The 18,111-nt window shown below is 63.5% G+C and carries 16 protein-coding genes and 1 pseudogene; 5 read left to right on the forward strand and 12 right to left on the reverse strand.

What is annotated here, in order from left to right; translation table 11 throughout:
* Nucleotides 1-43: 43 nt before the first annotated feature.
* The 3 genes from HWX53_RS18150 to HWX53_RS18160 are packed head-to-tail and all read right to left on the reverse strand — an operon-like array spanning nt 44 to nt 2,647.
* Nucleotides 44-841, reverse strand: coding sequence for a GolD/DthD family dehydrogenase (locus HWX53_RS18150; RefSeq protein ID WP_175943357.1), 798 nt, complete (start codon nt 839-841; stop codon nt 44-46).
* A gap of 14 nt (nt 842-855) precedes the next feature.
* Nucleotides 856-1,800: a transketolase C-terminal domain-containing protein gene (locus HWX53_RS18155; RefSeq protein ID WP_175943359.1), complete on the reverse strand. Its 945-nt coding sequence runs from the start codon at nt 1,798-1,800 to the stop codon at nt 856-858.
* Nucleotides 1,793-2,647 (reverse strand): transketolase, encoded by an 855-nt coding sequence (locus tag HWX53_RS18160; RefSeq protein ID WP_175943361.1) that lies wholly within the window; start codon nt 2,645-2,647, stop codon nt 1,793-1,795. The genes HWX53_RS18155 and HWX53_RS18160 overlap by 8 nt, the downstream gene beginning before the upstream one ends.
* A 177-nt stretch (nt 2,648-2,824) precedes the next feature.
* Between HWX53_RS18160 and HWX53_RS18165 the strand changes: the two genes are divergently transcribed.
* Nucleotides 2,825-3,592 (forward strand): DeoR/GlpR family DNA-binding transcription regulator, encoded by a 768-nt coding sequence (locus HWX53_RS18165; RefSeq protein WP_175943363.1) that lies wholly within the window; start codon nt 2,825-2,827, stop codon nt 3,590-3,592.
* 35 nt (nt 3,593-3,627) lie between these two features.
* Here HWX53_RS18165 and HWX53_RS28055 read toward each other — a convergent pair.
* The 7 genes and pseudogenes from HWX53_RS28055 to HWX53_RS18195 all read right to left on the reverse strand — a co-directional run.
* Nucleotides 3,628-3,735, reverse strand: a pseudogene (locus tag HWX53_RS28055) (AbrB/MazE/SpoVT family DNA-binding domain-containing protein); the annotation flags it as partial.
* Nucleotides 3,736-3,847: 112 nt separating this feature from the next.
* Entirely contained in the window at nt 3,848-4,867 is a 1,020-nt protein-coding gene (locus HWX53_RS18170) for an ABC transporter substrate-binding protein (RefSeq protein ID WP_175943364.1), read from the reverse strand.
* 36 nt (nt 4,868-4,903) lie between these two features.
* Nucleotides 4,904-5,812, reverse strand: coding sequence for an SMP-30/gluconolactonase/LRE family protein (locus HWX53_RS18175; RefSeq protein ID WP_175943366.1), 909 nt, complete (start codon nt 5,810-5,812; stop codon nt 4,904-4,906).
* Nucleotides 5,813-5,861: 49 nt separating this feature from the next.
* Nucleotides 5,862-6,848: an ABC transporter permease gene (locus HWX53_RS18180; protein WP_175943368.1), complete on the reverse strand. Its 987-nt coding sequence runs from the start codon at nt 6,846-6,848 to the stop codon at nt 5,862-5,864.
* Nucleotides 6,845-7,795, reverse strand: a complete 951-nt coding sequence (locus HWX53_RS18185; protein ID WP_175943370.1) for an ABC transporter permease — start codon at nt 7,793-7,795, stop codon at nt 6,845-6,847. The genes HWX53_RS18180 and HWX53_RS18185 overlap by 4 nt, the downstream gene beginning before the upstream one ends.
* Entirely contained in the window at nt 7,792-9,285 is a 1,494-nt protein-coding gene (locus tag HWX53_RS18190; protein WP_175943372.1) for a sugar ABC transporter ATP-binding protein, read from the reverse strand. Before HWX53_RS18190 ends, HWX53_RS18185 begins: the two co-directional genes overlap by 4 nt.
* Before the next feature lie 32 nt (nt 9,286-9,317).
* Nucleotides 9,318-10,352 carry a substrate-binding domain-containing protein gene (locus tag HWX53_RS18195; RefSeq protein ID WP_175943374.1) on the reverse strand — a complete coding sequence of 345 codons (1,035 nt, stop codon included), beginning with the start codon at nt 10,350-10,352 and terminating at the stop codon, nt 9,318-9,320.
* A gap of 373 nt (nt 10,353-10,725) precedes the next feature.
* Between HWX53_RS18195 and HWX53_RS18200 the strand changes: the two genes are divergently transcribed.
* From HWX53_RS18200 to HWX53_RS27950, 4 genes are all read left to right on the forward strand, one after another.
* Complete coding sequence (locus tag HWX53_RS18200; RefSeq protein ID WP_175943377.1) at nt 10,726-11,931, forward strand: histidine kinase dimerization/phosphoacceptor domain -containing protein; 1,206 nt, start codon at nt 10,726-10,728, stop codon at nt 11,929-11,931.
* A gap of 83 nt (nt 11,932-12,014) precedes the next feature.
* Complete coding sequence (locus tag HWX53_RS18205; protein ID WP_175943379.1) at nt 12,015-12,209, forward strand: hypothetical protein; 195 nt, start codon at nt 12,015-12,017, stop codon at nt 12,207-12,209.
* A 94-nt stretch (nt 12,210-12,303) separates the two neighbouring features.
* On the forward strand, nt 12,304-14,721 hold the full coding sequence (locus HWX53_RS18210) for an FdhF/YdeP family oxidoreductase (RefSeq protein ID WP_175943381.1): 2,418 nt from the start codon (nt 12,304-12,306) through the stop codon (nt 14,719-14,721).
* Nucleotides 14,722-14,953: 232 nt separating this feature from the next.
* Nucleotides 14,954-16,432: a methyl-accepting chemotaxis protein gene (locus HWX53_RS27950; protein WP_279612504.1), complete on the forward strand. Its 1,479-nt coding sequence runs from the start codon at nt 14,954-14,956 to the stop codon at nt 16,430-16,432.
* A gap of 15 nt (nt 16,433-16,447) precedes the next feature.
* Here HWX53_RS27950 and HWX53_RS18220 read toward each other — a convergent pair whose 3' ends face one another.
* Complete coding sequence (locus HWX53_RS18220; RefSeq protein ID WP_175943385.1) at nt 16,448-17,446, reverse strand: glycosyltransferase family 2 protein; 999 nt, start codon at nt 17,444-17,446, stop codon at nt 16,448-16,450.
* A gap of 258 nt (nt 17,447-17,704) precedes the next feature.
* Nucleotides 17,705-18,103 (reverse strand): tautomerase family protein, encoded by a 399-nt coding sequence (locus HWX53_RS18225; protein ID WP_175943387.1) that lies wholly within the window; start codon nt 18,101-18,103, stop codon nt 17,705-17,707.
* Between the last annotated feature and the right edge of the window lie 8 nt (nt 18,104-18,111).

Below are 18,111 nucleotides of genomic sequence, written 5' to 3' on the forward strand. Positions count from 1 at the left end.
TGTCTCCGGTTTGTTTGTCTTTCTTCGACAGCGTTGGACTGGCTCAGGCGATCGTGTAGCCTCCGTCGATCATGATGTCGGCGCCCGTGATCATGTCGGCGCCGTTCGAGAGCAAGAAGAGAATCGCGGCGGCGATCTCATCGGTATAGGCGAAGCGCCCCACAGGGATCAGCTTCTTCATGTTCTCGCCCTTCTCGCCTTCCCATGCGGCCGCGCCCATCGGCGTCAAAACGACGGTCGGCGAGACCGTGTTGACGGTAATGCCGCGCGCCGCCCATTCCTTCGCGAGCACCTTGGTCATGCCGATAAGGCCCGCTTTCGCCGACGTATACGCGCAATGCTGATCGATGGCGACGGTCGCAGCCTGCGACGCGATGTTCACGATCTTGCCGCCGTGGCCGCTTGCCAGCACCACGCGCGCGAAGTGCTTCGAGCACAGGAAGGGACCGGTGAGATTGACGCCGATCTGCCGCTGCCATTCGTCGTAACCGATGTTTTCCGCGGGTGTCAGCGTGATGCACCCTGCGGCATTGACGAGCAGGTGTAAATCGCCAAAATGGTCGTGAGCCGCTGCAATGGCCTTCTCGACGTCAGCCTCATTCGCGACATCGCACGGAAAGGCTTTTGCGTTGTTCGCGCCGAGTTCTTCGATGGCGGCCTGCACGCGCGGTTCTTCGAAGCTCGGATAGAGAATCGCGACGCGTGCGCCCTTCGCGATCAGCGCGGCATTCGTCGCCATGGCGATGCCGCCGAGACCGCCCGTCACCACCGCGACCTTGCCATCGAGCCGGAAGTCGAAGTCCACGCCATGGCGCAACGACATGTCGTACTGAATGCTCATTCCCGTCTCCTCTCTTATTGAGCGCAGTGCGCGCGTACGGCATTCGCGATGCCGGCCGCGTCGATGCCATAGTGTTTGCGGATGCCCTTACGCGTGCCGTACTTGGCGAACTCGCCTTCGGTGATGCCGAGCGTCGTGAGCGGCCGCCCGATCTGCCGCCTCGCCATCAGCAACGCGACCGTCGCGCCGATACCGCCGTGCAGCGAATGCTCCTCGACGGTCACGATCGTCTCGTGACGCTCAATGATCGAAGCGAGCGCGTCCTGATCCAGCGGCCGAAGCGACGAAAGGTTCACCAGCGTCGGATTAACGACGCCCTCTTTCTGAAGCGCTTCGCATGCGTCGAGCGCCTCGCCGACGACCGATCCGAGCGCGATCACCGCGACTTTCGACCCTTCGATAAGCACGTCGGGACGCCCCGGCAGAAAGCGGTACGAGGCGTCATGCACCACGGGAAACTTCGCATTGTCGAGGCGGATGTAGACAGGCCCTTCTACCGATGCCGCGTAGTCGATCATTTGCGCGACTTCTGCCTCATCGCAGGGCGCGAAAATCTGCACGTTGCCGAAGCCGCTCATGATCGACAGATCGTCGATAGCGTGATGCGTCGATGCGAGCGGCCCGTATGCGACGCCCGCGTTCAAGCCAAGCATCTTCACATTCGTCGCGCTGTAACAGACGTCGTTCTTCACCTGTTCGTTGGCGCGTCCGACGAGAAACGGCGCGGCGTTCGCCGTGAACACGATGTGTCCGCCGAGCGCGAGCCCCGCCGCCATGCCGACCATGTTCTGCTCCGCGATGCCCACATTGATGACGCGGTCCGGGTAGCTTTCGAGGTACGGCCCAATCTTCGAGGTCGACGTCGAATCCGCCACCATTACGATGATGTCTTGCCCGGCCGCAGTCAGCCGGCTGATCGCGTTCACCGCGCCGTCGCGCAAGTCAGCGAGTTCACGCATGGTCGAGCTCCTTCAGCGCCTGCTTGAGTTGGTCTTCGTCGGGAAACTTGTGATGCCACGCCGGCACGTTCTCCATGAACGACACCCCTCGGCCCTTGATGGTGTGCGCGATCACGACTTTCGGCTTGCGATTGTCGTAGTCGAGACTTTCCATTAGTTTCCAAATGGCGTCCGGCTGGTTTCCATTGACGTCGTGGACTTCGAAACCGAAAGCGCGAAACTTCTCGTCCAGCGGGTCGAGGTCCATGATGTTGTGCGTGAAGTCGGCAAGCTGAAGCCGGTTGCGGTCGACGATCACGACGAGGTTCGACAGTTCGAAGTGCGCCGCCGCCATCGCGGCTTCCCAATTGGAGCCTTCTTCGAGTTCGCCGTCGCCGGTCAGCACGAACACGCGGCCGGTGGCGCCTTCCGTCTTAGAAGCGTGACGCTGCTTCGCCATCGCGAGACCCGCCGCGATGGGAAAGCCGTGACCGAGACCGCCGGTATTGACGGTCACGAAGGTTGGCAGCTTCTGCCGCACCGGGTGGCCCGGCAGGCGCGAATCGTCTTTCAGATACGTGAGCAGTTCTTCGTCGCTCAGCCAGCCGAGTTCCGCGAAGCAGGAATAGAGACCGCCGACGCCGTGGCCTTTGCTCAGAATGAATTCGTCATGCCAGCGCACCTTGCGCTCGGCATCGACTTCATAACGCATCACATGAAAATAGAGCGCCGCGAGAATGTCGGCCTCCGACATGTCGCCGCCCGTGTGACCGCTCTTGGCCGTCGCGTTCATCACGCAGATCTTCTTGCGGATCTCTTGCGCCCGGCGATGAAGCGCGTCGCCGGACTGCTTGAAGGGGTTTTCCATTCCCTGCTCCCAGACTTCCTGTTTGCTTGGAAGCAGTTTCTTTTAGTTTCTTTCGAAAGTCAAAGAGAAATCAAATAAAAAGGGAAAACACCTAGTGAAGCACCACCGATCTTCTGATCAGGCACAATGCGCACTGGAGAGGCGCGTTCATGCAGCGCCTGCGCAGGAAAATAAAAAATGGATCAACGAACCCGGACCGAGAAGATTTTCGAACGCGTGCAGACCGCGAAACTGGTGAAGCTCTCGGAGCTTTCCAGCGAATTCGGCGTGTCGATGCCGACGATCCGCAAGGACATCGACGAGTTGCAGCGGCTAGGACGCGTCGAGCGCGTGCACGGCAACGTGCGGCTGAAGGCAGCGCAAAGCGATGGCACGCGGCGCACCTACGAGACGCCTGTGCTGCCGACGAGTCCTGAGAAGGCGTTGATAGGCAAGAAGGCAGCGAGCCTGATTGAAAACGGCGATTCCGTCATTCTGGATTGCGGCGCGACCGCGACGGAACTCGCGAAAAACCTGCTGAACCGGCAGAACCTGCGCGTGGTGACCAACGCGCTCAATATCGCCATTCTGCTGGGCGCGGAGCCGACCAACCGCGTGATGCTCACGGGCGGCATCTTCAAGCCGGAGACGATCGCAGTGTCGGGCGAGAAGGCCTCGACGTTCTTCGAGGGGATGTTCGTCGACAAGCTCTTTCTCGCGGCAGGTGGCGTGTCGATGGAGTCGGGCATTTCATACCCGGACTTCATCGACCTGCACGTCAAGCGAGCGATGATCGATGCAGCGAAGACCGTCTACCTGCTGGCGGATTCCAAAAAGTTTGGCAAGCGCGAATTTGCCGCCTTTGGGGCGATCGACCGGATTGATTATCTGGTGACGGACGAAGGGCTCGGCGGGGAATTCGTGGACTGGATTAAAGCGAACGGAATCGAGATCTTGTACGCGTGAGCGGGCGGCGAGCGCCTCGCGCCGCGCTCACCGCGCTACCACGTCAACTCTGCGTCGTCGGCGTTCGAGAATTCGCCCATCGCCATGGCGCCTTCGCCGCTCTCCGCAATCGCCTTACTGGCTTCGGCCCAGCGCTCTCGCGCTGGAGGCGCCGGGAAGCGCGTGTCTTTCGTTTCTTTTTACATTTTCTCGACATCACCTGAGCGAGGGCGCGCTTCCATGCACTCGCGCCCCTCGCTGTTCTACTGATTCGCCCTACTTCTTCCCATCAACCACCGCGACCACTTCCTCGCGCGTGTACTCCTTGTTCGCCAGCGCCCCGGCCGGCGTCTTCGCGAGCACCGCATCGAGTTCCTCAGGCTTCACTTCCAGCACCGGCATGCGGATATCGTGCGGCACTTTCTTGCCCGCGAGAATCTGCTGCGTCACCCAAAACGCAAACGACGAAGCGCCCGGCGGAATCGTCACCGACATCGTCTCGTAGCCGCTCTTCTTTTGATCGGCCCACCACGCGAGCTCTTCCTGCCGGTTGCCCAGAATGATGATCGGCGTCGGCCGTCCTGCCGCCTTGATCGCCTGCGCCGCGCCATAGCCGTCGCCGCCCTGCGTGACCACGCCGTCGATCTTCGGCAAGGTCGGCAGAATGCCAGCCACCTGCTTCTGCGCCACCGTCTGCGTCCAGTCGCCGTGCACCGAGCCGACGATCTTCAGCCCCGGATACTTCTTCAGTTCATCGACGATGCCCTGATGAATCTCGTCGTCCACCGACACGCCCGCGAGCCCGCGAATCTCCAGCAGGTTGCCCTTGCCGTTCAGGCGCTTGGCCAGATAATCCACCTGCATGCGGCCCATGCCCTGAAAATCCACCGCGATGCGATACGCACACGGCTCGGTCGCGATGCCGTCGAACGATACGACCGTCACGCCCGCGCCGCACGCCTGCTTGATGACGCCGTTGAGCGCCGTCGGCGAAACCGCATCCACCGCAATCGCCTTGAAGCCCTGCAAGATGAGGTTTTGTATCTGCTGAACCTGCTCGGTGGCCTGGCTCTCGGCCGTCGTGTAGCTCGGCGCGGCCGCGACGATCTTCTGCTTCACGGCAGGGTCCGCCACGTTCGACCAGCTCTTGAGCATCTGCTGGCGCCAGCTGTTGCCCGCATAGTTGTTCGAGAGCGCAATCTTCATCGACGACGTATCGCCCGTTGCGACCTGCGCCGACGCGCCCACCGATGCCGACGCCATGCACAGCGCCAACGCGAGTTTCCTGATCTTCATGCTTGTCTCCGGTTCTTGATTTGATGTGCTGGCGTGTCAGCGTCCCGCGCCGCGCACGCCGACATGAAGCGAATAGATAGACGAGGTAGCCGCGATAAACAGCCGATTGCGATTGATGCCGCCGAAGGTCACATTCGCGACGACCTCCGGTATCAGGATCTTGCCGAGCAGCGTGCCGTCGGGCGCGTAGCAGTGCACGCCGTCTTCCGCGCTCGTCCAGACGTTGCCTTGCTCGTCGAGGCGCATGCCGTCCGGCACGCCGCTTTGCATTTCGATGAACACGCGCCCGTTGCGCAATGCGCCTTCGCTCGACACGTCGAACACGCGGATATGACGCGGCGCTTTATCGTCGTGAGAGGCCGCTGAATCCGCGATATAGAGCCGCGATTCATCCGGCGAGAACGCGAGGCCGTTGGGCTTCACGAAGTCGTCGCAGACGAGCTGCACGTCGGTGCTCTGCGACGACACGCGGTACACGTTGCATCGCCCGATCTCGCTGTCGGCGCGATAGCCTTCGTAATCGCTCAGAATGCCGTAGTCGGGATCGGTGAACCAGATATCGCCCTTCGAATCGACGACCACATCGTTCGGTGAATTGAGCCGCTTTCCTTCGAAGTGCGAAGCAATCACGGTCACGCTGCCGTCGTGCTCCGTGCGCGTCACGCGCCGCGCGCCATGCTCGCAGGTGACGAGCCGCCCTTCGCGGTCGCGCGTGTTGCCGTTGCTGTAGTTCGACGGCGCGCGAAAGACGCCCACGCCCATGCCGGGCGCCCAGCGCAGCATGCGGTTGTTCGGAATGTCGCTCCAAATGAGCAGGTCCGTCGCCGGAAAATACACCGGCCCCTCGGCCCACAGGCATTCGTCGGTGATTTTGGAAAGAAACGCGTTCGGCTGAAGCAGCAGCCTGAATCGCGGATCATGCACTTCGTAGTCGCTCGGTTTCATGTCTCCTCGTCCCTTCTGTGGATCGATTCTGTGGATCGAAATTGTCGGATCAGCGCGCCGTCTTGCCGCCCGCCGCCACCGTCACCGCGATGATGAGCACGCCGTAGACGATCGCGCGCACGCCCGCATCCGCGCCGACTGCGTTGAGCGCGGCGTTCGTCAGAAACAGGAACATGGACGCGCCCCACACGCCGGCAATCGTCGCCTTGCCGCCCGTCACCAGCGTGCCGCCGATTACGACGACCGCAATCGAGATCAGCATGTACTCGACGCCCATGTCGAGCGACGCGCCGCCCGAGGTCGCCGCGAGCAAGAGCGCGGTCAGCGCCGCAATCATCGAGCAGAGCACGTACGCAATGCAGCGCGTCGGATGCACGTTCACGCCCGCGAGCCACGCGGCCCGCGCGTTCTGTCCGATGGCGGAAAGCCGGCGGCCATAGACCGCGCGATGCAGCAGCACCGCGAGCGCCACCGACAACGCGAGCGCGAGCAGCGCGATATACGGCACATGAAAGAGCCGGCCCGTGGCGAACGCGCCGAGCGCGGGCGGCGGCGGCGGAAGCTGGCGTCCTTGCGTGATGGCGATCGACTGAATGATGAAGCTGGAGGACAGCGTCGCGATGATCGGCGGAATGCGCAGCAGCCGGATCAGCAGATAGTTCACGATGCCGATCGCCGCGCCGACGCCGAGCGCCGCCGCCACGCCGAGCAGAATCTGTCCGTTCTCGCCGCCCATCACGTGCATGCCGACGACGCCCGCGAGCGCGATGGTCGACGGCACCGAAAGGTCGATGTTGCCGACGCCCGACGTGATGACGAGCATCTGCCCGAGACCGACGAGCACCATGAACACGCCGTAGGTGAGCGCGGTCTGCGCGACGTTGCTCGCAATGCCGAAGCCGAAGATGCCGACGATCGCGAACCACACGAGCACCGTGCCCGCGAAGGACCACGCCCACGGCGCCTGAAGGCTTCTGAGCCGCGTCCACGCGGTTTCGTTGTTGGCGATCGCCTCGCCCGATGTCTGCGTCTTCATTGCCGCTCCCCGCGTTGCAGCAGCACGCGCAACGACAGCACGATGATCAGGATCGCGCCCTGCATGCCGACCTGCCAGTCCGCCGAGATGTTGAGAAATGCCAGAAACGATGCCGCGAGCGTCAGCGTGATCGCGCCGAGCACCGCGCCGATGACCGACACGCGCCCGCCGACGAACTCGCCGCCGCCGAGAATCACCGCCGCGATGGAAAGCAGCGTGTAGCGCAGCGCGAGGTTGGCGTCGGCGGAAGTCGTGAGGCCGAGCAGCGACAGCCCCGACAGCACGCCGAAAATGCCTGCTATGCCGTACAGCGTCGCCTTGCTGCGCACGAGCGACCAGCCGAAGCGGCGCATCGCGCGCGGATTGCCGCCCGCGCCGCGAATGCGCACGCCGGCCGAAGTACGCATCAGCAGAAAGTGCCCGATGACGGCGATCAGCACCGACCACACGATAGGCGCGGCGATGAACGGCGTCTGGTAGCCCATCGCCGTGCCGAGCCAGCCGGGGCTCGTGCCGCCCGGAGAAGGCAGGAGCACGATGGCAAGCCCGCTCCATACGAACGAGAGCCCGAGCGTCACCACGATCGACGGAATCTGCCGCAGTTCGATCAACGCGCCGACGGCCGCATACGCGAGCACGCAGCCGACGAGCGCGAGCGTGCCGAGCCAGGGTTGCTTGACCAGCAGCGTCGCGCCGATACAGGCGACCAGACTCACGAACGAACCGATGGACAAGTCGAGATCGTTGACGGTGATGATCGCGAGTTGCGCGAGCGTCGCGAGCACGATCGGCACGGCGAGATTCAGGAGCAGGCTGGAGCCGAAGTAGCTCATCACCGTCGGCTGCATGATGAGAATGGGCACCAGCACCGCGACGAGCGAGATGGCGGGAAGCAGCGCGCGCAAACGCGCTTGCGTGCCCTGAAACGTCGTGCGTGCGGGGGTCATGCGGCCTGCTCCTCGAAGCTCGCGGCGAGGAGCGCTTCTTCCGTGCATTCGTCGGCGTGCAGCACGCGCGTGACGGCCGCCGAGCGGAACACATACGTGCGGTCGCAGTGCGACAGCTCCTCGTTTTCTGTCGTGTACCAGATGAACGTGCGGCCCTTCGCGGCTTCGTCGTGAACGAGGCGATAGATATCGCGCTTCGTGCCGACATCGACGCCGCGCGTGGGGTCGTCCATCAGAATGAGTTGCGCATCCGATGCGAGCGCGCGGGCGAACAGCACCTTCTGCTGATTGCCGCCCGAGAGCGACAGAATGCCCGCGTTCATCGACGCCCCGCGTATGCCGATCTTCGTGCGCCATGCTTCGACGAGCGCGCGCGCCGCCGCGAGATCCACGAGACCGCGCCTGGCTTTCGCGCCGCCGAGCAGCCACCGCAAGTCGAGGTTCTGCGCGATCGACCAGACCGGGAACACGCCGTCGCGCCCGCGATCGCCCGCGACGAACGCCGCCTTCACGCGAGACGCGCCGCGCTTGGTCGCGGCTTCATAGATGGCGAGCAGCGCCTCGGTCTGGCCTTGCCCCGCGAGTCCCGCGAAGCCGACGATCTCGCCGCGCGACGCTTCGATGACCGTATGTTTCTTCGCGCCGACGTGCCAGCTAAACGGCTTGTCGTCGCTGCGCGCGCTGCGCTCGCGCACGGCGGCCGGCGTCTTTTCCGCTTCGAGCTGCTGGCCCATCGCCTGAATGATCGACGCGCGGCTCGACTGCTCGCGCGGCAACACGCCGACGATGCCGCCGTCGCGCATCACCATCACGCGGTCCGCCACGCGCTCGATTTCGCCGAGCATGTGCGTGATGAGCAGACACGTGATGCCGTTTTGCGCCGCGCGCTGCACGAAGTCGAGCAGCTGATCGGCGGTGTGCGCATCGAGCGATGAAGTCGGTTCATCGAGAATCAGAAGACGCACCGGCGTATCCGTGACCGTGAAGCCGCGCGCGATCTCGACCATCTGCTTTTGCGTGAGCGTCAGGTCGGAGACGAGTTCGTTGCCTTTCAGTCCGTTGCCCGGAAAGATCTCTTCGAGCTTCTCGCGCATGAGCGCCGTCGCGCGACGCCGCCAGCCGCGCCCGCGCAATTGCGGATGCACGACCGTCATGTTCTCCGCGATCGTCAGATTCGGGCAGAGCGAGAGTTCCTGAAACACGCAGCGCACGCCGGCCTCGCGCGCGGCATTTGCGTCGTAATGCGGCGCCTCGCGGCCGTCCACTTCGATGCGGCCTTGCGTAGGCGTATACACGCCGGCGAGCACGGCCATCAGCGTCGACTTGCCCGCGCCGTTGTGTCCCGCGATGCCGATGCATTCGCCGCGCATGAACGCGAAGTCGATGTCCGCGAGCGCGCGCACCCGCCCGAAGGTCTTGCCGATACCTTCGAAGCGGATCAGCGCGCCCTGCGCCTCGTTTCTGCTGGTTGCTGTTGCTGTTGCGCCCATTCACATGCCTCCATGCGTGGCGTCTGTCGTGCTTATTTCTTGTCGAGCAAGGCCACGGTCTGCGGCAGCGTGTACGTCACGTCGGCGAGGCCGCCCGGCGGCGTCGCGGCGAGCTTGGCCGGCAGTTCCTGCTGCGAAATGGCGAGCAGCGGCACGTTGATGGTCACTTCCTTCGGGATCTTCTTGCCCGCGAGCACTTGCTGCGCGACCCAGAACGCGAACGACACCGCGCCCGGCGGATTCGACAGCGAACGCGACTGATAGCCCGTCTTCGTCTGCTCGCTCCACCACTGGAGTTCGGGATACGTGCTGCCGATGATCATCGGCGGCGCGGGACGATTCGCGGCCTTGAACGCCTGCGCGATGCCGAACGACATCTCGCCTTCGGTGGCGACGCCATCGACTTGCGGCAGCGTCGGCAGAATGCCGGCGACGGCCTTCTGCGCGACCGATTGCGTCCAGTCGCCGTTCACCGAGCCGACGAGCTTCATCCCCGGATGCTTCTTGAGCCCTTCGAGCACGCCTTCGTGCATCAGGTTGTCGACGGAGATGCCCGCCACGCCGCGCACTTCAAGAATGTTGCCCTTGCCGTTGAGGCGCGTCGCGAGATAGTCGACACCCTGTTCCGCCCAGCCCTTGAAGTCGAAGTTCACGCGATACGCGCAGGGTTCGTCGACCACGCCGTCGAACGACACCACGACGACGCCCGCGGCGCACGCCTTCTTGATGGTGGCGTTGAGCGCGGTGGGCGAAACGGCGTCGATGACGATCGCGTTATAGCCCTGAAGGATCAGGTTCTGCACCTGCTGTGCCTGCTCCGTCACCTGGTTCTCGGCGGTCGTGAAAGCCGGCGCGGCGGCGACCTTCTTGTCGGCGACGGCCTGCTGCGCGACGGCGTTCCAGCTCTTGAGCATCGACTGCCGCCACGCGTTGCCCGCGAAGCTGTTGGACAGCGCGATCTTCTTTTGCGACGTATCACCCGCGGCGACCTGCGCGTGGGCAGCGCCAGCGAGCGCGCAAACGGCGAGCGTGAGCGCGGCCTTGACCGCCATTCCTTTACGGAACATCTGTTCGTCTCCTTTCATTCTTCTTGTGGAGCGGCGCGACGCGACTCGATCATCGGCACGCCCCTTCAGGCGCATTCGCACGCGGTGCGGATGCGTTGCTTTCAGTTAGTCTGCTCGATTCGTCCTGCGGTCAGGCCAATCACGGTGGTCAGGCCACCGCAATCGCGGAGCCAGTATAGCGACTGGTGCTAGCGCGCGCAATTCGCTTACGTTACCGGTAACGGCGTGCTGCGGACGGCATCGCACGGTCCAGGGCAAAGGTCGGTTTTTCCGGTTCGGCGCAGGCGCGCAAGGTCGGCTATGCGAGGATGCAAGCGCCGGCCGCAACCAGTCATTAGAATGGCTGAACCGCCAGTACATTCCGTGAGAGCACATGAGCTTCGCGCGCAAAGCCACGTGGGCCGCCTGCATCGACAACCTCGCGTTCTCGGAGACCGAGACCGTGCCGGTGGTCGTGCTCCTGCGGCAGCGAAAAGCGCTGGCGAGTTTGCACGACGCATTCCAGGGCGAACGTTCGATAGCGCGGCTGCACGAGGCCGCCGCACAGGCCGCGTCGGCCGGCTGCGCATCGCCGATGGCGAAGGTGCTCGAGCTTCAGCGCGCCGACAACACGCTCATATTGAAAGCGCAAGTCGGGATGGGCGCGGCGGCGATCGGGCGCGAAGCAGGCACGGCCGAAGCCGGCAACCCGCCCGGCGAGGCGCTGATTTCGGCGCGGCCGGTCGTCGTCGCCAATGTCCCCGCCGAACGCGGCGAGCGCGCGCCCGCGATTCTGCGCGAGTACCGCGTCGTGACATCGGTGAGCCTGCCGCTCATCGGCGCTGAGGGACCGTACGGCATCCTCGAAGTGGACTACGACCAGCAGCACGAAGTCGACGCATCTCACCTTTCGTTCCTCGCCTCGATTGCGGCGATCCTCGCGGAAGGCATCGAGTCGCGGCAACGGCACGAGGAACTGACCGAAGAACGCGACGCGAAGGCCGCGCTCCTGCGCGAGCAGCAGCATCGCATCCGCAACAACTTCCAGATGATTACCGCGCTCCTCGAACGGCGCGCGAGCGAGTGCGCGGATCCCGCGGTCCAGAAGGGCTATCGCGAAGTCGAGCGCCGCGTGTTCGCGATGGCATCGCTCTACGATCATCTGCTGGGCCTCGGCGAGCATGAGGAGAGCGTCGATCTCGGCGCGTATCTGGAAAACATGAGCGCGAGTTTCGAAGACTTCTACGATCTCCCCGGCCATGACGTCTCGCTCGCGCTGGCGCTACCGCGCGACGTGGCGACGCTTCCCATCGACACCTGTGCGGCTATCGGCACGGTCGTCAACGAACTGGTCGCCAACGCGGTCGAGCATGCTTTCGTTGGCTGCGCGGGCGAGATTCGCGTAGCCATGCAGCGCACGGCGGCGGGCGTGGAGATAGAAGTGAGCGACAACGGCTGCGGCTATGCCCCCGGCGCAAGCGAGAACACGGGTTTGAGCACGGTGCGACGCATCGTCGGCAGCTTCGGCGGCCAATTGACGATGCAATCGGCACAAGGCGGCGGCACGCGCTGGACGCTGACCGCGAGCGCGCCTGACTGAACGCACCGGTTGCGAGCCGCATTCGCGGCGCAGGCAGACGACTTGCTGCATGACTGGCGATGACCACTAACGAGGACAACGCCATGACCCCGCTCGCCCTGCCCCTGCTTCGCTCGCCCTTAGCGGCCGTGTTGTGGATGTCGACGCCATCCGGCGCGCCATCCGATGAATCCGACGACGATCTCGACGACGTGCTCGACGAGACCGGCGCAGTAACGAACCGCAGCAACGGCAAGACCGGCACCAACACGGAGGCCGAGCCCGACCCGAAGTCCTGACGCCTGCCGCAGCGGTCGAGTCCCTTCAACACGCTCTAATGCAGACCGGCATATGCATTGCTGCCATCCGCAGGTCGGATAACGGAGAGCAGTAATGAGCAAGCGAGAAGTTCCGGGCGTAGGCCCGTATGGCGGGCCGGCGGGTGGATGGGGCGCGTTGCAGGCCGTCGCGCGGGCGCTGAAGCAGCAAATGGGCGTCGCGCGCGAAGCGACGATGCTCCTCAAAGTCAACCAGCCCGCGGGTTTCGATTGTCCGGGCTGCGCGTGGCCGGACCCGCGCAGCACGTCGTCGTTCGAATTCTGCGAGAACGGCGCGAAGGCCGTCTCGTGGGAAGCCACGACCAAGCGCACGACGCCCGAATTCTTCGGACGCCACACCGTCAGCGAGCTGTGGACGTGGAACGACTTCGCGCTGGAAGACGAAGGACGGCTCACGCATCCGATGCGCTACGACGCCGCGTCCGACCGCTATCTGCCGATCTCGTGGGACGAGGCATTCGAGCGCATCGGCGAGTCGTTGCGGGCGTTGCCGGACCCGAACATGGCGGAGTTCTACACCTCGGGCCGCGCATCGAACGAAGCGGCGTTCCTGTATCAACTGTTCGCGCGGCGTTTCGGCACCAACAACTTCCCCGATTGCTCGAACATGTGCCACGAGCCGACGAGCGTCGGTTTGCCTGAGTCCATCGGCGTGGGCAAGGGAACGGTGACGCTCGCGGACTTCGATCATTGCGACGCGATCTTCTGCATCGGACACAATCCCGGCACCAACCATCCGCGCATGCTCGCGACGCTGCGCGCGGCCGCCCGGCGCGGCGCGAAGATCGTCGTGCTCAATCCGCTGCGCGAGCGCGGACTCGAGCGCTTCGCCTCGCCGCAGGACCCGGTCGAAATGGTGACGGGCCGCTCGACCGCCATCGCCACGGATTACATTCAGGTGAGGATCGGCGGCGATGTCGCGTTTCTCAAAGGCATGATGAAGACCGTGCTCGCGCTCGACCGCGAAAGCCAGGCGCAAGGCGGCGAAGGCGTGCTGGATCGCGCGTTCATCGACGAACACACGAGCGGCATCGACGAACTGATCGCCGATATCGACGCGACTCCGTGGGAACAGATTGTCGGCGCGTCGGGCGTCGAGCGCGAGGAGATCGAGCACATCGGCAACTTGTATGCGAATGCGAAAGCGGTGATCGCATGCTATGGCATGGGCATCACGCAGCATCACAGCGGCACGGCCAACGTGCAGCAGATCGTCAACCTGCTGCTTCTGCGCGGCAACATGGGCCGCGACGGCGCGGGCATCTGCCCCTTGCGCGGACATTCGAACGTGCAAGGCGATCGCACCGTCGGCATCACCGAAATACCGCATCAGGACATGCTCGATTCGATCGGGCGCGTGTTCGGCTTCACGCCGCCGCGCGAACACGGCCACGGCGCGATCTCGGCGATCGAAGCCATGCGCGATGGCCGAGCGAAGGCGCTCATCGCGCTCGGCGGCAATCTGCCGGTAGCGATGTCGGATACGCCCGTCTGCTATGAGGCCATGCGCAAGCTCGACCTCGCCGTGCATATCGCGACGAAGCTGAATCGCTCGCACTTGCTGGTCGCGAAGGAAACGATCCTGCTGCCCTGCCTCGGCCGCACGGAACTGGATGTACAGGAGAGCGGGCCGCAGTCGATTACGGTCGAAGATTCGATGTCGATGGTGCATGCGTCGCGCGGGTCGCTGCCGCCCGCGTCCGAACATCTGCGCTCGGAACCGGCCATCGTCGCGGGCATCGCGAAAGCGACGCTCGACGATCCTTCGCTCGACTGGGACGGCTGGGTGGCGGACTACAACCGCATCCGCGACCTCATCGAGCAAGTGTTTCCGCAGTTCGAGCGCTATAACGAGCGCATTCAGGACCCGGGCGGCTTCCGCCTTTTCAACGCTGCCGCCGCGCGCCGTTGGGATACGCCCGAGGGACGCGCGCGCTTCATCGCGCATAAGGGCGTAATGATGGACCCGCGCGTGGACCGCAGCGACGCGCTGATTCTCGCGACCATCCGCAGCCACGATCAGTACAACACGACGATCTACGGCTTCAATGACCGATATCGCGGCATCACGGGTCGGCGCGACGTGGTGTTCGTCAACGAACGCGATCTCGAAGCGCGCGGGCTTCAGCACGGCGATCTCGTGGATCTGGAGACGATCGAAAGCACGGTGAGCGTCGGCGGCTCGCGTCGTCTGTGCGGACTCACTGCGGTCGCGTTCGATATCGCGCAGGGGTCCATCGCCGCGTACTATCCGGAAGCCAACTGCCTCGTGTCGCTCTCGGACAACGATGCGCGCAGCGGCACGCCGGCGTACAAGTCGATTCCTGTGCTGCTCTCGCTGAGCCAGGGCGATTGTCAGGTGGGCGCCGACGCGCACACATGGCAGCACGGCGACGTTCCCAACGACAAGACCGGCGCCACCGTCGCGGCGGAAGAGCCGGAGCATCGGCGCGTGCGGAATACGCCGAACTGAGCGGAGTATCCGACTGCGGCAGGCGAAAGCGAGCCTGCCGCATTTCCGCACGATGTGTCTATTTTTAGCACGCTATCAAGTCGGCGCAATCGTTTCCGTTATTACAGCCCAGAGGCCGCTCGGTCCGCGCTGGCCCTGAGCGAACATCAACGAAACGACGACTCGCATGACTTTTTCTAAAAAACTCTGGCTGCCCCTGCTTCTGAGCCTTGCGTGCCTGGCAGGAATTTCCGTGGCCGATGCATTCCGCATGCGCGCCGTACGCACCGAGCAAACCAAGCTCGACATCAAGCACGCGACGGAAGTCGCCAACAGCATCATCAAAGAGTTCGCTCAGCAAGCGGCGAGCGGCGCGATCACGCAAGATCAGGCCAAACAGGGCGCGTTGAGCGCGATCCGCGACATTCGCTTCGGCGACAACGGCTACTTCAGCGTGTTCGACTCGCAAGCCAAAGTGCTCGTGCATCCGATGAAACCCGAGTTCGTCGGCAAGGTCATGATGGACTTCAAGGACCCGAACGGCGTCTATCTGTACCGCGAGATCATCGACGTGGGCAAGCGCGAGGGCGCAGGCTACACCTACTATTCGTTCGCCAAACCCGGCAGCAACGAGATTCTGCCGAAGATGTCGTATGTCTCGATGTATCAGCCGTGGGACTGGCTCATCGTGACGGGCGTGTATATCGACGACATCAACGCGGCCTTCTACGCGTCGCTCGGCTGGAGCCTCGGCGTGCTCGCGGCGATCGCGCTGGTGCTGTGCGTGGTCGTGTCACGGCTCAACCGCGGCATTCTGCGGTCGATGGGCGGCGAGCCGTCGTACGCGGCGGAAGTCGCGAACCAGATCGCGGACAACAACCTCACCGTGGATGTCGCGACTCAGGCGGACGACCATTCCAGCCTCATGTATTCGATGGCCCGCATGCGTTCCCAATTGCTTACCGCGATCGAGAGCGTGAAGACGTCGGCGAACGCGATTGCGAGCGCGAGCCGCGAGATCGCGGTCGGCAACACGGATCTGTCGTCGCGCACGGAGCAGCAGGCGGCGTCGCTGGAGGAAACGGCGGCGAGCATGGAAGAACTGACCGCGGCCGTGAAGCACAACTCGGAGAACGCGCGGCAGGCGAGCGGACTGGCCGGCACGGCGCGGGACGTCGCGAAGGAAGGCACCACGATCGTCGGCGAAGTGGTCGGCACGATGGCCGAGATCGAGCATAGCTCGCACAAGATCGGCGAGATCATCGACATGATCGAAGGCATCGCGTTCCAGACCAACATTCTCGCGCTGAATGCGGCCGTCGAAGCGGCGCGCGCGGGCGAGCAAGGCCGCGGCTTCGCGGTGGTGGCGGGCGAAGTGCGCAGTCTCGCGCAACGGTCATCGACGGCATCGAAAGAGATTCGCGAACTGATCGAGGCGTCCAGCACGCGCGTTCACGCGGGCACGCAACTCGTCGGCCGCGCTGGCGACACGATGACGAAGATCAGCGCCGCTATTCAAAAGGTAACCGACATCATGGACGAAATCGCGTCTGCTTCGAACGAGCAGAGTCGCGGCATCGAACAAGTGAATCAGGCCATTAGCCAGATGGACGAAGTCACGCAGCAAAACGCAGCGCTGGTGGAACAGGCGGCTGCGGCGGCCGGGTCGCTGCAGGATCAGGCCGAGCAGTTGAAGTCGACGATGGCCGTGTTCAGGACGGCTTCGGTTTAGTAGTGATCGCGCGAACTAACGCCCCGGCCGCGAGCCTGTGGAATGCAAGGTGGCGTGGCCGAGCGCGTTCAGCTTTCGCGATACGCGGCGAAGCAGAAAGCGGCCGACGTTCCATGCAATCCACGGGTCGCTAGCGCACGTCTTGAGCACGCTTGCGGTGCCTTGGGACCTTTGCATCGAGATGAGTTTCGTTTTGGCGTCTAGCCAACGAAGACTTTGCGAGCGTCGTGCGACGAGTGCTCGCAGACGCGGATTGTCGCTGATTGCAGGCCGCGACAACAGTTCATCCGTGGCCATCTTCATCGCGCCGTAGTTCACTTTGGTCCGGCTCATGCCGGACGACGTCTTGCTAATAGAGCCCGTTCTTTCTGTGTAGAGATAATAGGCGTCGCTGGCGCAGACCCAGACGCAGCCGGAGAGCAGTGCGTCGAGCATGAAGTGGAAGTCCTCGCCATGACGCAAGCTCGCCGAATAGCGCAGCCCTCGACTCACCAAGGCGTCGCGGCGAAATAGCGGCTTGAGAAGCCCGAAGTCGCATCCGGTCGATTCCCCTGCCGCGTTGTAGAGGAACGTATCCAGCGTGACCGCAAAGTGCGGCTCCCCTTCTTTCGGACGAAACCCGGTGCGGGCGACTTTCTGTGCGACGGCGTCGTAGATCAACAGATTGTCCGTCACGATATCGGCCCCGGTATCGTTCCCGAGGCGGACGAGCCGCTCTAGCCGTTCCGGCGCGAACCGGTCGTCGGCGTCGAGAAGCGCAATCCACTGACCACGTGCGTTCGCGATGCCCACATTGCGCGCGCCGCCGGGCCCTACGTTCTTCGTGAGATTGATCAGCTTAATGCGGCTGTCTTCCTTGCACGCAGCTTCGACGACGCTTGCTGTATCGTCGGTGGAAGCGTCGTTCACGACGATGATTTCGAGTGGCGCGAGCGTCTGCGTTTGCAGCGATGCCAGCGCGACTCGTATGAAGTCCTGCGCGTTATAAACGGGAATTACGACCGATACCGACATGCCGAATCCTCCCAAACTGCCGCACTATCGACAGATTGCGATCTGATGGTCAACGGCTGTGTTGACCACGGCGTATCGGTAGACGAAGGACACGTCGTCGTGCTTACCGAATGCTCCTTAGCATAATCAAAGCAAAATGCGAGTGCAACGCACAAACCTCTGCAGTGCGAATCACAACGTCGAATTGACGGAACGTTCGGACGATAACAGGCGCAGCCCAAACTTCAGGCGAATCGCGCTTCCGGTTTCGAATACCTCCTATCCGCCCGTTTCGTCTTTTACATAGGACGCCGAACCGTTTCCGAAGGACCATTCATCTCGTGCGTTCGGCTGCAAGACAATCAGAACGTCCTCTGGGCGCAGACCCGGATTCACCGCGAGATTGGTTGCAATCGCCTTGAACAGCGCTTTCTTCTGCGCGGTGTCGCGCCAGTTACCCGCCGTGATGTTGATGACGACGAGATCATCGGTTCGATGGATCCCGAGGTAGTCGCTGTCGTAGATGAACTCATCGCGCTCATGCTGGTGAATGAGGTGAAATCGATCGTCAGCGGGCGCGCCATACGCCTCGACCAGCGCCCGATGAACGCCGTCGCTCACTGCTCGTATATGCGCGGCGGACCGGCCCTTGATCAGAGAAATGCGGATAAGCGGCATGGCTTCTT

Source organism: Caballeronia sp. BCC1704, from assembly GCF_902833455.1.
Taxonomy (GTDB): domain Bacteria; phylum Pseudomonadota; class Gammaproteobacteria; order Burkholderiales; family Burkholderiaceae; genus Caballeronia.

Coding starts and splice junctions, on each gene's coding strand:
- HWX53_RS18150 (WP_175943357.1), bottom strand. CDS start 841: ATGAGCATTCAGTACGACATGTCGTTGCGCCATGGCGTGGACTTCGAC.
- HWX53_RS18155 (WP_175943359.1), bottom strand. CDS start 1,800: ATGCGTGAACTCGCTGACTTGCGCGACGGCGCGGTGAACGCGATCAGC.
- HWX53_RS18160 (WP_175943361.1), bottom strand. CDS start 2,647: ATGGAAAACCCCTTCAAGCAGTCCGGCGACGCGCTTCATCGCCGGGCG.
- HWX53_RS18165 (WP_175943363.1), top strand. CDS start 2,825: ATGGATCAACGAACCCGGACCGAGAAGATTTTCGAACGCGTGCAGACC.
- HWX53_RS18170 (WP_175943364.1), bottom strand. CDS start 4,867: ATGAAGATCAGGAAACTCGCGTTGGCGCTGTGCATGGCGTCGGCATCG.
- HWX53_RS18175 (WP_175943366.1), bottom strand. CDS start 5,812: ATGAAACCGAGCGACTACGAAGTGCATGATCCGCGATTCAGGCTGCTG.
- HWX53_RS18180 (WP_175943368.1), bottom strand. CDS start 6,848: ATGAAGACGCAGACATCGGGCGAGGCGATCGCCAACAACGAAACCGCG.
- HWX53_RS18185 (WP_175943370.1), bottom strand. CDS start 7,795: ATGACCCCCGCACGCACGACGTTTCAGGGCACGCAAGCGCGTTTGCGC.
- HWX53_RS18190 (WP_175943372.1), bottom strand. CDS start 9,285: ATGGGCGCAACAGCAACAGCAACCAGCAGAAACGAGGCGCAGGGCGCG.
- HWX53_RS18195 (WP_175943374.1), bottom strand. CDS start 10,352: ATGTTCCGTAAAGGAATGGCGGTCAAGGCCGCGCTCACGCTCGCCGTT.
- HWX53_RS18200 (WP_175943377.1), top strand. CDS start 10,726: ATGAGCTTCGCGCGCAAAGCCACGTGGGCCGCCTGCATCGACAACCTC.
- HWX53_RS18205 (WP_175943379.1), top strand. CDS start 12,015: ATGACCCCGCTCGCCCTGCCCCTGCTTCGCTCGCCCTTAGCGGCCGTG.
- HWX53_RS18210 (WP_175943381.1), top strand. CDS start 12,304: ATGAGCAAGCGAGAAGTTCCGGGCGTAGGCCCGTATGGCGGGCCGGCG.
- HWX53_RS18220 (WP_175943385.1), bottom strand. CDS start 17,446: ATGTCGGTATCGGTCGTAATTCCCGTTTATAACGCGCAGGACTTCATA.
- HWX53_RS18225 (WP_175943387.1), bottom strand. CDS start 18,103: ATGCCGCTTATCCGCATTTCTCTGATCAAGGGCCGGTCCGCCGCGCAT.